The sequence below is a fragment of the Microbacterium aurantiacum genome (assembly GCF_002872075.1).
GTDB classification, from domain to species: domain Bacteria; phylum Actinomycetota; class Actinomycetes; order Actinomycetales; family Microbacteriaceae; genus Microbacterium; species Microbacterium aurantiacum_A.
This window is the reverse complement of record NZ_PGGU01000026.1, coordinates 59,945-72,955: the sequence shown is the minus strand read 5'-3', so window position 1 is coordinate 72,955 and position 13,011 is coordinate 59,945. Positions and strand designations below refer to the sequence as shown.

General features: G+C 69.9%; 10 protein-coding genes. 2 read left to right on the top strand and 8 right to left on the bottom strand.

Going from position 1 to position 13,011, the window contains the following annotated elements; genetic code table 11:
• The 7 genes from CUR96_RS17045 to CUR96_RS17015 form a co-directional block, all read right to left on the bottom strand.
• On the bottom strand, window positions 1-2,340 hold a 2,340-nt coding region (locus tag CUR96_RS17045; protein ID WP_245861433.1), incomplete at its 3' end, for a glycoside hydrolase family 43 protein.
• 127 nt (window positions 2,341-2,467) lie between these two features.
• On the bottom strand, window positions 2,468-3,769 hold the full coding sequence (locus CUR96_RS17040; RefSeq protein WP_245861430.1) for a glycoside hydrolase family 27 protein: 1,302 nt from the start codon (window positions 3,767-3,769) through the stop codon (window positions 2,468-2,470).
• On the bottom strand, window positions 3,766-4,677 hold the full coding sequence (locus tag CUR96_RS17035) for an aldose 1-epimerase family protein (RefSeq protein WP_102194540.1): 912 nt from the start codon (window positions 4,675-4,677) through the stop codon (window positions 3,766-3,768). The genes CUR96_RS17040 and CUR96_RS17035 overlap by 4 nt, the downstream gene beginning before the upstream one ends.
• A 23-nt stretch (window positions 4,678-4,700) precedes the next feature.
• Window positions 4,701-6,224, bottom strand: a complete 1,524-nt coding sequence (gene araA, locus CUR96_RS17030) for an L-arabinose isomerase (protein WP_102194529.1) — start codon at window positions 6,222-6,224, stop codon at window positions 4,701-4,703.
• Between the two features lie 29 nt (window positions 6,225-6,253).
• Window positions 6,254-7,837 carry a xylulokinase gene (locus CUR96_RS17025; RefSeq protein WP_102194528.1) on the bottom strand — a complete coding sequence of 528 codons (1,584 nt, stop codon included), beginning with the start codon at window positions 7,835-7,837 and terminating at the stop codon, window positions 6,254-6,256.
• A complete protein-coding gene (locus tag CUR96_RS17020) occupies window positions 7,834-8,553 on the bottom strand; it encodes an L-ribulose-5-phosphate 4-epimerase (RefSeq protein WP_102194527.1) in 720 nt (239 codons plus the stop codon). The genes CUR96_RS17025 and CUR96_RS17020 overlap by 4 nt, the downstream gene beginning before the upstream one ends.
• Before the next feature lie 72 nt (window positions 8,554-8,625).
• A complete protein-coding gene (locus CUR96_RS17015) occupies window positions 8,626-9,642 on the bottom strand; it encodes a LacI family DNA-binding transcriptional regulator (protein ID WP_102194539.1) in 1,017 nt (338 codons plus the stop codon).
• Window positions 9,643-9,699: 57 nt separating this feature from the next.
• On the opposite strand from CUR96_RS17015, the gene CUR96_RS17010 reads away from it, so the two are divergent.
• Window positions 9,700-10,545 (top strand): NAD-dependent epimerase/dehydratase family protein, encoded by an 846-nt coding sequence (locus CUR96_RS17010; RefSeq protein WP_102194538.1) that lies wholly within the window; start codon window positions 9,700-9,702, stop codon window positions 10,543-10,545.
• Between the two features lie 6 nt (window positions 10,546-10,551).
• Here CUR96_RS17010 and CUR96_RS17005 read toward each other — a convergent pair whose 3' ends face one another.
• Window positions 10,552-11,574: a LacI family DNA-binding transcriptional regulator gene (locus CUR96_RS17005; RefSeq protein WP_102194526.1), complete on the bottom strand. Its 1,023-nt coding sequence runs from the start codon at window positions 11,572-11,574 to the stop codon at window positions 10,552-10,554.
• Between the two features lie 173 nt (window positions 11,575-11,747).
• Between CUR96_RS17005 and CUR96_RS17000 the strand changes: the two genes are divergently transcribed.
• A partial coding sequence (locus CUR96_RS17000; RefSeq protein ID WP_102194525.1) for an ABC transporter substrate-binding protein occupies window positions 11,748-13,011 on the top strand: 1,264 nt, incomplete at its 3' end.

The following is a 13,011-nucleotide window of genomic DNA, read 5'->3' as shown; positions in this document are numbered from 1 at the left end:
GCTGCCGACGATGCGGGCCGCAGCTGGTTCGACGGTGAATGTGGCGGACTCCTTCATGGTGCCGCCGGTCCAGGTCGACCACGAGGTCGCCGCGCTGCCGTCACAGGCGTTGCGGGCGGGCATCGTCTCCCACTCGGTCTGGGAGAAGCTGGCGGAGACCGTCGTGCCCTCGGCGGAGCAGATGTCCTCGACGCCGTCCGCGCCCCAGATCTGCACCTCTGAGATCGACTGCCAGGTGTTGGTCGCCGTCTTCAACTGCAGACGGACGCCGTTCGTGCGCGGCAGCGCCGAAACGTCGAGCACCGCGACGGGTGCGGAGGCCGCGGCATCCTGCGCCAGTTCCACGCTCACCTCGGCGGAGGTCCAGGCACCCGATGCGTCGAGGTACTCGGCCGCGATCGTCGACGGCCACGTCGCGCCCGCGCCGTCCTTGTAGGTGTGCACGACGACCTCGTCGACGTCCTGCGCGAGCGGCCATGAGAACGAGAGCCAGCCGGACTTCGGGTAGACGCCGCCGCCCACCCAGTCGTCCCAGCCCTTGCCCTTGACGTTGCCGTCCACGACCGTGGGCGCGAGCGTCGGGCGACTGGATGCTGCAACCGCCGACTCCGGAGCGAGGTTCACGACACCGGGGGTGGCGACGTCGATCGTGCGGGCGAACGTGCGGCCGGCGGTGAACTGCGCGTCGGCCGGGAGCGTCCCGATGATCGTCTGCGTGCCGCGCTCCGCGAACGAGCTCGCACTCCACTCCACCGCGACGTCGGTCGTCACCCCGCCGACCTCGACGGAGACGGTGGCCGGAAGGGCATCCGAGAAGTCCTCCCCGGGTTCGACCGTTTCGGGAAGGCCGTCCTCGACGACGCGCCAGATCTCGGTGCCGGTGCCCTTGTCGTCCCAGTACGACTCATCCCAGCCGGTGGCCCATCTGGTCGGGTCCTCGGTCGCAGGATTGCGCATCTCGGCACGGCCGTTCTCGCCGATCGTGATGGGGAGCCACACATATGTCGAGTCGGCGGCCCCGGAGTTCCAGCGGTCACCCATGTAGACGAAGCGTCCGCCGCCGAGGTCGAGCACGTTGGTCGACTGGGATCCGAACGAGGTGCGCCGGGTGTCGCCGACGGAGAGCAGTCCGTCGCCGCCCTCGGGGATCGCGTTGTAGGCGACGTTCTCGTACACATCATCGGTCTCGACGCCGCGGATCCAGGTGCCGAGGATGCTGCCGGCCGTGTGGTAGGTCTGCGGGTTCGGCGCCCAGCCGGTCGCACCGGATGCCACGGCGTAGTACTTGCCTCCGTGCTGGAAGAGCGCCGGTGCCTCGAGCATCCCGCACTCCTTCACGATCTGGAAGTCCTCACCGCGCACCGGGGCGTCGGCGGTGCCGTCGGCGAACAGGTACGGGTAGCGACCGTCGTCGGAGTACTGCCCGGCATTCGCCATGTCGACGTCGGTCGTGTGCGTGACGTTCGTGTACGCGGCGTCGAGCTCGGCGACGTAGAGCGAGCGGTTCTCCTCCGACGAATAGACGATGTATGCGGTGCCGTCGTCGTCCTGGAAGACCGTCATGTCGCGGGCCTGGCCGGGGACGGCGGCCGAGATGCAGGCCTTGTAGTCGGTGCGGTTCGGCATGCGGTACACGCCGGTCAGCCGGAAGGGACCCGTGGGGCTGTCCGAGACGGCGACCCCCGCCATGGAGCGGGCGTACATGCTGCCGCCGGCTGTGGTCTGCCCGTCGGAGTGCCACCACAGCACCCACTTGCCGGTCGACTCGTTGAAGAGCACCTTGGGCCGCTCGAAGATGGTGGTGAGCTCGGCGGCATCACTGGTGTTCAGGTGGTAGTTCAGCGTGGAGATGCGATCTGCGCGAGGCTGTCCGGCGTCGTCGACGGTGTCGTAGAGCGTGTCGAAGTACTCCGACTCGAGCTCGGCAGCATCCGACACCGAACGCAGCACGACGCCCTCGTCGGTCCAATTGAGCGTGTCGTAGGACTTGTAGGCGTGCACGCCGGGGCTGCCGTAGTAGCCGTTGCTGCGATCCTCGCCGTACCAGTAGTAGACGGCGCGTCCGGCCTCCTCACCGGTGACCACATCGCCGCCCTCGACACCCAGTTCCTGTGCGGAGACGACCGCGCCGCCGTGCGCCTGGATGTGCGCGCCGTCGTCGTCGAACCAGAACGGCTGGAAGTAGCTCGGCGATGCGCTGCCCGGATCCTGGATCGCCGGGTACGACGTGTATGTCGTGGGGTCGCCCGTCGGAACGGCGGCCTGCGCCGGACCCACCGCCGAAATCGTCAGTACCGCTGCGGCGCTGACCGCCATGGCGACAGCCTTCGTTCTCTTCATAACCACTCCCTTGTGATCGAAGCATCCTCGCTCCGCATGTTGACGTTAACAGTTGACGTCAACATACATACAAGCAGCACGGACACCCGCCGGGCAAGCCTTTTCCCGGCGGTCCTTGTCCGGACTGTCAGTCGCGGTGCTGCAGCAGCGCGGCGCCGTGCGGCGGGAGGGCGAGCCGCACAGTGGCGCTGCCGGGAGCGACGCCGCGAGCAGCATCGCTCTGCACCGAAACGGGCTCGAGCGCGATCCCGTCGCCGCTCCAGAGCTCGGTGACCGATCCCGATGCGGGGAAGCCGATGTTCGCCGCATCCAGCACGGCTTCGAACGGCTCGTCGCCCAGGTTGAACGCCGCCGCGTACTGCTCGCCATCGGCCCCGTCGGCCGCCCAGAGCACGAGTCGTCCCTCGCGGAACACCTCGCGGTTCCGCGACGACCGCCGCATCACCGCGAGCGCCTGGGCGTTCTGGAACAGCGCGATCGTGGCGGGGTCGGTTGCGGGCAGGTCGCCGCCGATCATCAGCGGTGAGCGGGCGATGATCCACAGCGTCATCAGCGAGACGCGCTCGGCCGGAGTGAGGCGATCGTCGCGGGGATCGCCGCGTTCGGCTCGGATGCCGATGCGTCCGAGCGGGAGCATGTCGCCGTCCGGCCAGCCGTGCTCGCCGGCGAACGGTGCCCACCGAGCGAAGCGGGCGAAGTTCGCCGCGACGTCATCCCACGAGTCCCACAGGTCGTCGCAGATGCGCCACATGTCCGCGTGCGCACGCAGGTGCTCGAGCCGCTCGAGCGACAGGTCGCGCCCGGGCGAGAGGCTGAGCACGATGTCGCGGCCGGACTGCCGGATGGCCGCCGCATACGATTCGATGTCGGCCGCCTGGTACGGCCAGAGCATGTCGTCGGACTTGATGAAGTCGACGCCCCACTCGGCGTACAGGGCGAGGGTCGAGTCGTAGTACGCCTGGGCCGCGGGATTCGCGTGGTCGAGGCCCAGCATGTCGGGGTTCCACTCGCACACGTTGCCCGCGTCGGCGATGTCGGCGGCGTGCGCATCCGTCCCGAGGATAGGCAGGTTCTGCGTCACCGCACGGCGCGGGATCCCGCGCATCGTGTGGATGCCGAAGCGGAGTCCCAGGTCGTGGACGCGCTGGGCGAGCGGCGCGAAACCCGCCCCTCCCGCCGAGCTCGGGAACCGCACCGGATCGGGGATCAGCCGGCCCCACTCGTCGAGCTCCAGCTGCGCATCCGCGTTGTAGCCGTGCGATCGCGCGGTGGGGTCCGACCAGTCGATGTCGACCACGACCGTGTCCCAGCCGTACGCCAGCAGGTGCTCGGCCATGAACTCGGCGTTCGCGAGCACCTCGGCCTCGGTCACCGTGGTGCCGTAACAGTCCCAGCTGTTCCACCCCATCGGCGGGGTCGCCGTGCTCATAGCGCCCGGATGGCCCAGGATGCGGCGTGCGCGTCGCCGGGGCCGAGCACGACGAGGTCGGTGCCGGAGTTGAACGCGTCGGGCGGGCAGGTCATCGGTTCGACGGCCAGGCCGATCCGGTGGATGGCGTCTTGCCCTGGATTGTCGGCGGTGTGCACCTGCACCCACGGGCAGCGCTCGTCCCAGCTCATCGCGACACCGGTGCCGTCGGCCGCCGTCAGGCGGACCTCGGCGACACCGTCGGCACGGGAGAGGCCGGTGAAGGCGTGGTCGATGAACACGTCGCCGATCGCGCGTGCGGACCGGAAGTCCCACTCCGGATGCTGCGCCACCGGCTCCACAGCGACGGGGCTGAGCCGATCGGGGGTCACGGTCAGGACATCGGATGTCGGGAGCAGAAGCGTCCACGAGTCGACGGTGCCGGGGCCCGCCACCAGATACGGGTGCGGTCCCGTGCCCCACGGCGCGGCATCCGCTCCGATGTTCCGCGCGGTGACCGTCTGCGTGAGGCCGTCGGCGCCGAGACGGTACTCGGTCTCGACCTCGACGCGGAACGGGTACCCGCTCTGCGGTTCGATGACCGCGGCGAGCACGACTCGGTCTTCCTCGACGACGCGGTCTGAGAACTCCGCCCACGACAGCAGGCCGTGTAGGGCCTGGCCGCGCGCCGGCTCGGTCAGCGGCAGCTGATGCTCGACGTCGCCGAAGGTGTAGCGGCCGTCGACGATGCGGTTCGGCCACGGTGCGAGCGTCGTCCCGCGGTAGCCGGGGCGCACCTCGTCGGCGTCGAACGGCACGACGAGGTCGCGACCGTCATGCATGAGTGAGCGGAGCGACGCGCCGACGCTGGCGATGAACGCCTCGTACGGCCCCGCGGCGATCCGCAGCTGGCGACCGGAACGGGGCACGTCGAGACGTTCGGCAGCCACGGTCACAGGCCCTGCGCGAGGCGGTAGTAGGCCTGGTTCCAACGGACCTGCTTCTGGAACTCGGGCAGCGTGGTCGCCTCGTCGATCACGAGCAGCTCGACCTCGGCCATCTCGGCGAAGTCGCGGAACGCCTCGATGCCGACCGCGGTCGACATGACCGTGTGGTGCGCGGCACCGGCAGTCAGCCAGGCGGCGGCGCTCGTGTTGAAGTCGGGGGCGGGCTTCCAGACGGCACGGCCGACCGGGAGGTTGGGCAGCGAGGCCCGCGGCGGCACGTTCTCGACCACGTTCGCGGTCAGGCGGAAGCGGTCGCGCATGTCGCTGAGCGCGACGACGACGGCGGGCCCGGAGTCGGCGGTGAAGACCAGGCGCACCGGGTCGTCCTTGCCGCCGATGCCGAGCGGGTGGATCTCGAGCGTCGGCTTCGCGGTGGTCAGCGACGGCGACACCTCGAGCATGTGCGCCCCGAGGATCAGTTCGTCGCCCGGCGTCATGTCGTAGGTGTAGTCCTCCATGAGGCTCGCGCCACCCGGCAGGCCCGCACCCATCACGTTCGCGATGCGCACGAGCACGGCCGTCTTCCAGTCGCCCTCGGCGCCGAAGCCGTAGCCCTCGGCCATCAGGCGCTGCACGGCGAGACCCGGCAGCTGCTTCAGTGCACCGAGGTCTTCGAACGACGTGGTGAAGGCGCCGAAGCCGCCCTCCTCGAGGAACGACCGCAGGCCGAGCTCGATCGCGGCGCCGTCGCGCAGCGACTGGTGACGCTCGCCGCCCTTGCGGAGTTCGGGGACGACCTCGTACAGCTCCTCGTACTCGGCGACCAGCGCGTCGATGTCGGACTCGGATGCGGCAGCGACCGCATCCGCCAGCTCGTTGACGCCCCAGGTGTTCACCTGGACGCCGAAGCGCAGCTCGGCCTCGGTCTTGTCGCCCTCGGTGACGGCGACGTAGCGCATGTTGTCGCCGAAGCGGGCGAGCTTCAGCGAACGCGATGCGGCGAAGCCGGCGGCAGCGCGCTGCCAGATGCCGAGCTCCTGACGCACCCGCGGGTCGCTGGCGTGACCGACGATCGTCTTCCGCGGCACACCGAGGCGGGTCTGGATGTAGCCGAACTCGCGGTCGCCGTGCGCGGCCTGGTTCAGGTTCATGAAGTCGAAGTCGATGTCGGCCCACGGCAGCTCGACGTTCGCCTGCGTGTGCAGGTGCGCGAGCGGCTTCTGCAGCGCGCTGAGGCCGGCGATCCACATCTTCGCCGGGCTGAAGGTGTGCATCCAGGCGACGAGCCCGATGACCCGGTCGTCGGCATTCGCCTCGAGCGCGATCTGCTTGATGGCGGCGGCGTCCGTGAGGACCGGCTTCCAGACGATCGTGACCGGGACTTCGTCGGCACCCTCGAGGATTCCGGCGATCTCCTGCGACTGCGCGGCGACCTGCGCGAGCGTCTCGGGGCCGTAGAGGTGCTGGCTTCCGGTGAGGAACCAGACCTCGTAGCCGTCGAGGGAGGTGGTGAGCGGGGTGCGGGTCATGAACGGTCCTTCGGTGTTCGAGGTGGAGATCAGAGCGATGCGACGGCCGCGGCCTCGACGGCGAGGCCCGCGCGGTAGCGATCGAGATAGGAGGAGAATCCGGCGACGTCGGCGGGGTCAGGGTCGACGACGGAGAGGGATGCGGCGGCGAACACCTGTTCGTCGAGATACGTTCCGAGGTCGGCGGATTCGGCGTGAGCGAGGTACGACGCGAGCACCGCGATGCCCCACGCCCCGCCCTCGGCGGCGAGCTCGCCCACCGCGACGGGCGCGCCGAGCGCTCCGGCGAGGAAGCGCTGGGCGACGCCGGCGGTGCGGAACATGCCTCCGTGCGCGAACATCCGGTCGAGCCCCACGCCCTCGGCCGCGAGCACCTGCATGCCCAGCGCGAGCGTGCCGAAGACGCCGTAGAGCTGCGCCCGCATGAAGTTGGGCAGCGTGAAGGCGCTGTCGGGGGTGCGCACGAACAACGGACGGCCCTCGGTGAGGCCGGCGATCGGCTCGCCAGCCAGGTGGTTGTAGGCGAGCAGTCCGCCGGCATCCGCCTCGCCCTGAAGCGCCTCGCGGAACAGCGCCTCGAACACAGTGTCGTCGGTGAGCGGCTGACCAGCCGCCGCGGAGAAGCGCGTGAAGAGACCGGCCCAGGCGGCCAGCTCACTCGCGCCGTTGTTGCAGTGCACCATGGCGACCGGGTCGCCGGCGGGGGTCGTCACGAGATCGAGCTCGTGGTGCACGTTCGCCAGCGGATGCTCCAGCACGACCATCGCGAAGATGCTGGTGCCGGCGGAGACGTTGCCGGTGCGGGGAGCGACGGAGTTGGTCGCGACCATGCCGGTGCCCGCGTCGCCCTCGGGCGGGCAGAGCGGGATGCCGGGCTTCAGGGAGCCGGTCGGGTCGAGGAGTCGTGCCCCCTCGGCGGTGAGGGTTCCGGCGGCGGAGCCGGCCGGAAGCACGGCCGGGAGCAGGCGCGCGGCCGGGGCGGGGAGGCGGTCGCCGGCGAGGGAGTCGTAGGCGGAGAGCATCCGCTCGTCGTACCCGCCCGTGGACGAGTCGATCGGGAACATGCCGGAGGCGTCGCCCACGCCGAGCACGCGCTCACCCGTCAGCTTCCAGTGCACGTAACCGGCGAGAGTGGTGACGAAGTCGAGCTGGGGCACGTGCGCCTCGCCGTCGACGACGGCCTGGTGCAGGTGCGCGATCGACCAGCGCAGCGGGATGTTGACGCCCAGCAGTTCGGTGAGCTCGGCGGCGGCGACCCCGGTGTTCGTGTTGCGCCAGGTGCGGAACGGCACCAGCAGCTCGCCGGTGTCGTCGAAGGCGAGGTAACCGTGCATCATCGCCGAGATGCCGATAGCCCCGAAGGAGTCGGGGTGGATGCCGTAGCGGTCGTGCGCGTCGGCGACGAGGTCGGCGAGCGCCGCCTGCAGCCCCTGCCAGACCTCGTCGAGTGCGTAGGTCCAGAGGCCGTCCTCGAGCCTGTTCTCCCACGCGAAGGATCCGGTGGCGAGCACCTCGGTGGCGTCGGCGCCGATCAGGCACGCCTTGATGCGGGTCGAGCCCAGCTCGATGCCGAGGCTGGTGCGACCGGCGAGGATGTCGTCGCGGCCGCTCATCGACGGGTGTCCGAGTTCTGGCCGTACACGTTCTGATAGCGGTTGTAGAGGCTGTCGATCGCCTCCTGCGGGATGGGGATGAGGGGACCCGCCTCCCGCGCATGATGCACGGTGCGAGCGACGTCCTCGACCATGACGGCGGCCTTCACAGCATCCTTCGCGTTCACGCCGATCGTGAACGGTCCGTGGTTCTGCATGAGCACCGCACGACTGCGGTGCCCATGCAGGGTCTGTACGATCCCGCGGCCGATCGAGTCGTCGCCGATGATCGCGAACGGGCCGACCGGGATGGGCCCGCCGAACTCGTCGGCCATCGCCGTGATCACGCAGGGGATCTCCTCGCCGCGCGCCGCCCAGGCGACGGCGTAGGTGGAGTGGGTGTGCACGACGCCACCGACGTCGGGCATGTTCCGGTACACGTAGGCGTGCGCCGCGGTGTCGCTCGACGGCGATCGGTCGCTGCCCGGCGAGCCGGGGATGACGTTGCCGTCGAGGTCGCAGAGGATCATGTTCGCCGGCGTCAGGTCGTCGTACGACACCCCGGACGGCTTGATCACGAACAGGTCTGCTCCCGGCACGCGGCCGGAGACGTTGCCGCCCGTCCAGACGACGAGGCCGTACCGGACGAGTTCGCCGTGCAGGCGCGCGACGTCGGCGCGAACGGCCTGGATGGACGCTTCGACCTCAGGGGCGAATGCGGGGGCTGCGTTGCTCACGGGTACCTCATCGGTGCGGGTGTCCGGTCACTGTGACCGGTCACAGCAGTGTGCCATGGGCCAGGGCGGGCGTCAAGGCGAACGCGGTGGAGCCACGGAGTCGCGGACCACCAGCTCGGGGGCGACGGGGGCGAGATCGGATGCCTCGGCACCGGCCGCGCCGAGCACCGCGGCGACGGCGCGACTCGCGAGCTCGTCGAAGTCCTGGCGCACGGTGGTGAGCCGGGGCCAGTAGTACGCGGCATCCGGAACGTCGTCGAAGCCGACGACGCTGAGGTCGCCCGGTACGACGAGTCCCGCCTCGTGCAACCCGCCGAGCAGTCCCAGCGCCATCTGGTCGTTCGCGGCGAAGACGGCCGTCACGCCGGAATCCCGCAGCGCCGGCACCGCGGCGTAGCCCGAACCCGCCGACCAGTCGCCGGCGATCACCGGGCCGACGGGCAGCCCTCGCGCAGCGAGTTCGGCCGCATAGCCGTCGGCGCGCGATTCGGCCTCGAGCCAGTCCACGGGACCCGCGAGGTGGGCGATGCGGGTATGACCGGCATCGGCCAGCGCGGCCACCGCGAGCCGGGCTCCGGCGGCCTGGTCGACCGAGAGCCCGCGCGCACCGTGCCCCGCCGAGTGCAGGGTCACCACCGGCACGCCGGTGCGCAGGGCATCGAGCACTTCGAGCGTTCGGGCGTGCGGGGCGACCACGACGATCCCCTCGACACCCTGGGCGATGAGGTGGTCGACGGCGGCGACCACGGCTTCGGCATCCCCCGCGTCGGCGAATGCGGCGCTCACCCAGTACCCGGCCCCGCGGGCGGATGCCTCGATCGCGGCGATGCTCCGCGACGGCCCGTACTGCAGCGCGTCCGATGCGAGCACGCCCAGCGTGCGCGAACGCCGGGTCCCCAGCGCCCTGGCGGCGTTGTTCATGCGATAGCCGAGCTCGGCCATCGCGGCGATCACGCGCTCCTTGGTGTCGGCCGCGACCTCCGGATGGTCGTTCAGCACCCGCGACACCGTCTGCCTGGACACCCCGGCGAGGGCGGCGACATCGCGCACGCCGACGGTGCGACCGGGGGTGCTGCTCGACTCACTCACGCCGTTGAGTGTATGACCCCCGGCCCCGCCCGCTCGCGTTCGTGCCACTCTGGTGACATGCGCATCGCTCTCACCGGATCATCGGGAAAACTCGGACGCGTCGTCGAACGCGAACTGCGATCGAACGGCTACGAGGTCATCGGGATGGACCTCGCCGGACCTCGCGGGCCCGGCTTCGTGCAGGTCGATCTGACGGACTACGGCCAGGTCATCGATGCTTTCACCGGGGTGGGAGACCGCCACGACGGCATCGACGCGGTCGTGCACCTCGGGGCGATCCCGGCACCGGGCATCCGCAGCGATGTCGCGACCTTCCACAACAACATGCCGGCCACGTTCAACGTCTTCTGGGCAGCTGTGCGCCTCGGCATCCGCCGCATCGTGTACGCCTCGAGCGAGACGGTGCTCGGGCTGCCGTTCGACGTGCCGCCGCCCTACATCCCGGTGGACGAGGAGTATCCGGCCCGCCCGGAATCGGTCTACTCGCTGGTGAAGACGCTCGAGGAGCAGCTCGCGACCGAACTGGTCCGCTGGCATCCCGACCTCTCGATCACGGCCCTGCGGTTCTCGAACGTGATGGACCCGGAGGACTATGCGGAGTTCCCCGACTTCGACGCAGACGCCCTGAGCCGCAAATGGAACCTCTGGGGCTACATCGACGGCCGTGACGGCGCGCAGGCCGTGCAGCGCGCGCTCGAGGTGGCCGCACCCGGCTTCGACCGGTTCATCATCGCGGCGGCGGACACCGTGATGTCGCGGCCGAACGCCGAACTGATCGCCGAGGTCTTCCCCGGCGTCCCGGTGACCCGTGAGGTCGGACCGAACGAGACCCTGCTCTCGATCGAGAAGGCGAGGCGCATCCTCGGCTTCGAGCCGCGGCACTCCTGGCGCGACGAGGCCTGAGCCGCGCTACCGCCGGGCGATCGTGGATCCCCGGATCGCCAGCCGCACGGGCAGGTGATGCGTGCCCTCGCCGATGTCGACGCCGTCGATCGCATCGAAGACACGCAGGGCCGCCTGCCGGCCGAGCTGCTGGAGATTCGCGTCGATGCTCGTGAGCTCCGGCCGGGCGTTGGTCGCGAGGACCTCCCAGTTGTCGTAGCCGATCACCGCGAGGTCATCCGGCACGACGCGTCCGAGGTCACGCGCCGAGTCGAGCACGCCGCGTGCGATCTGGTCCGAGCCGCAGAACACCGCGTCGATGTCGGGATGACGCTGCAGCAGCATCGCGGCGGCATCCCTCCCCCAGTGCTCGGTCCACTCCGACAGCATCGGTTCACCGACCAGTTCGAGGCCGGCCGCGGCGAGCGCCGCCCTGGCGCCGGCAAGGCGATCCTGCGCCGCAGCGTATGAGGGCTCTCCCGAGATGTGGGCGATGCGCCGGCGACCGCAGGCGAGCAGATGCTCGATCGCGAGCCGCCCTCCGGCGTAGTTGTCCGGCGTCAGCGAGAGATCGCGCGGATCATCCGAGGGCGCGTACGCGTACACGACCGGCACCGGGATCTCCTGACCGAGCGAGGGCCGGGGATCGGTCTGCCGGCCGACGACGATGATGCCGTCGACCCGGCGGCTCAGCAGTTCTCTCAGATGGTGCTGCTCACGGATGGCGTCGCCGCGGGCGTCGCACAGGAACACGTTGATGCGGCCCGCTCCGAAGGCGTCTTCGGCCCCCATCAGGATCGGGATCATGAACCGGCCCTCGAGATCGCTCGTGAGCAGTCCGACCGTGCCGGTGCGCCCGGCGAGGAGACCGCGCGCCATGGCGTTCGGGGTGAAGGCGAGCTCTTCGGCGATCGCTCGCACCTTGGCCCTGGTCACCGCCGAGACATCGCCGCGGTCGTTCAGCGCCTTCGAGGCGGTCGAGATCGAGACGCCGGCGCGCGCGGCGACGTCGCTCAGCGTCACCGCCCGTGCTCCCGATGCGTCGCTCATCTCACTCCCTGTTTCCGAAAGGTTATCGGACTGAGGGTTGACGCCCTCGTCAAAACCACGCTATACCTTTTCGAAAGGGGTTTCGTAGATTTCGTAGAAACCCTCTCGTAACCGCGCTGCACTGCCGAAGCGCCCCACCCGCACCGCTCGAGGAAGAGCCCAGAGGAGACCCCATGCACACCCGTCGAAATCGCGCCATGCTCCGCGCATCGGCCGCCGCCCTCACCGCCGGACTGCTGGCCGGCGGTCTCGCCGCCTGCGCACCCGCGTCCGACGCGGGCGCCGACGCGCCCATCACCGCCGAGGGCACGGATGACGGCACGACCCTCACGCTGTGGACGCGCGCTCCCATCGAGCGACAGGCCAAGCTGCTGGTCGACGCGTACAACGAGACCCACGAGAACAAGGTCGAGCTCACGGTCGTCCCGAACGACGACTATGTGGCAAAGGTCGGGGCCGCCGCCGGATCGGACGGGCTCCCCGACCTGTTCGCCGCCGACATCGTCTACGTACCCAACTGGGCTCAGCAGGGTCTTTTCCGCGACCTGTCCGAGCAGATCGACGGCCTCGACTACAAGGACGAGATCAACCAGGGCCACCTCGCGGCCGGCACCGTCGACGGCGCCGAGTACGTACTGCCGTTCGCCCTCGACCTGTCGATGCTGTTCTGGAACAAGGCACTGTTCGCCGAAGCGGGGCTCGACCCCGAGAAGGCGCCCGCGACGCTCGAGGAGTTCGCCGATGCGGCCAAGGCCGTGCAGGCGCTCAACAAGCCCGACACGTACGGCACGGCGACGGGCCTGAACTGCGGGGGATGCCTGGTCTTCACCTGGTTCCCGTCGATCTGGGCATCCGGTGACCAGGTCATGAGCGACGACGGCACCGAGTCACTGCTCGACGGCGATTCGGCTCAGGCCGTCTATGACACGTGGGCGGATCTGCAGAAGGCCGGAGCCGTGCTCCCCAGCTCGACCGATGAGGCCGGCCCCACCTGGACCGCGGCCTTCAGCGAGGGCAAGGTCGGCGTGATGCCGTTCCCCGCCACGCTCCTGCCGTCTCTCGAGTTCGATGCCGGCGTGGCCGGCATCCCGGGCGTGGACGGAGGCGTCTCCACCTTCGTCGGCGGCGACGGCATCGGCATCTCGAAGGACTCGAAGAAGGCCGCGCAGGCCTGGAACTTCCTGAACTGGATGATGTCGGAGGAGGCGCAGGTCGAGGTGCTCGCCAAGGACGGCAACGCGGTCTCCCGCAGCGACTTCGCCGACAACGAGTACGCGGCCGAAGACCCGCGCCTGGTCACGATCAACGAGGTGGCGGCCCAGGGCGACACCCCGGTGGCGCTGAACTTCCAGCAGGCGTTCAACGCCCCGGGAAGCCCGTGGCTCACACTCGTCCGCAACGCCGTCCTGGACGGCGAGGACGCCGTGCCGACGGACA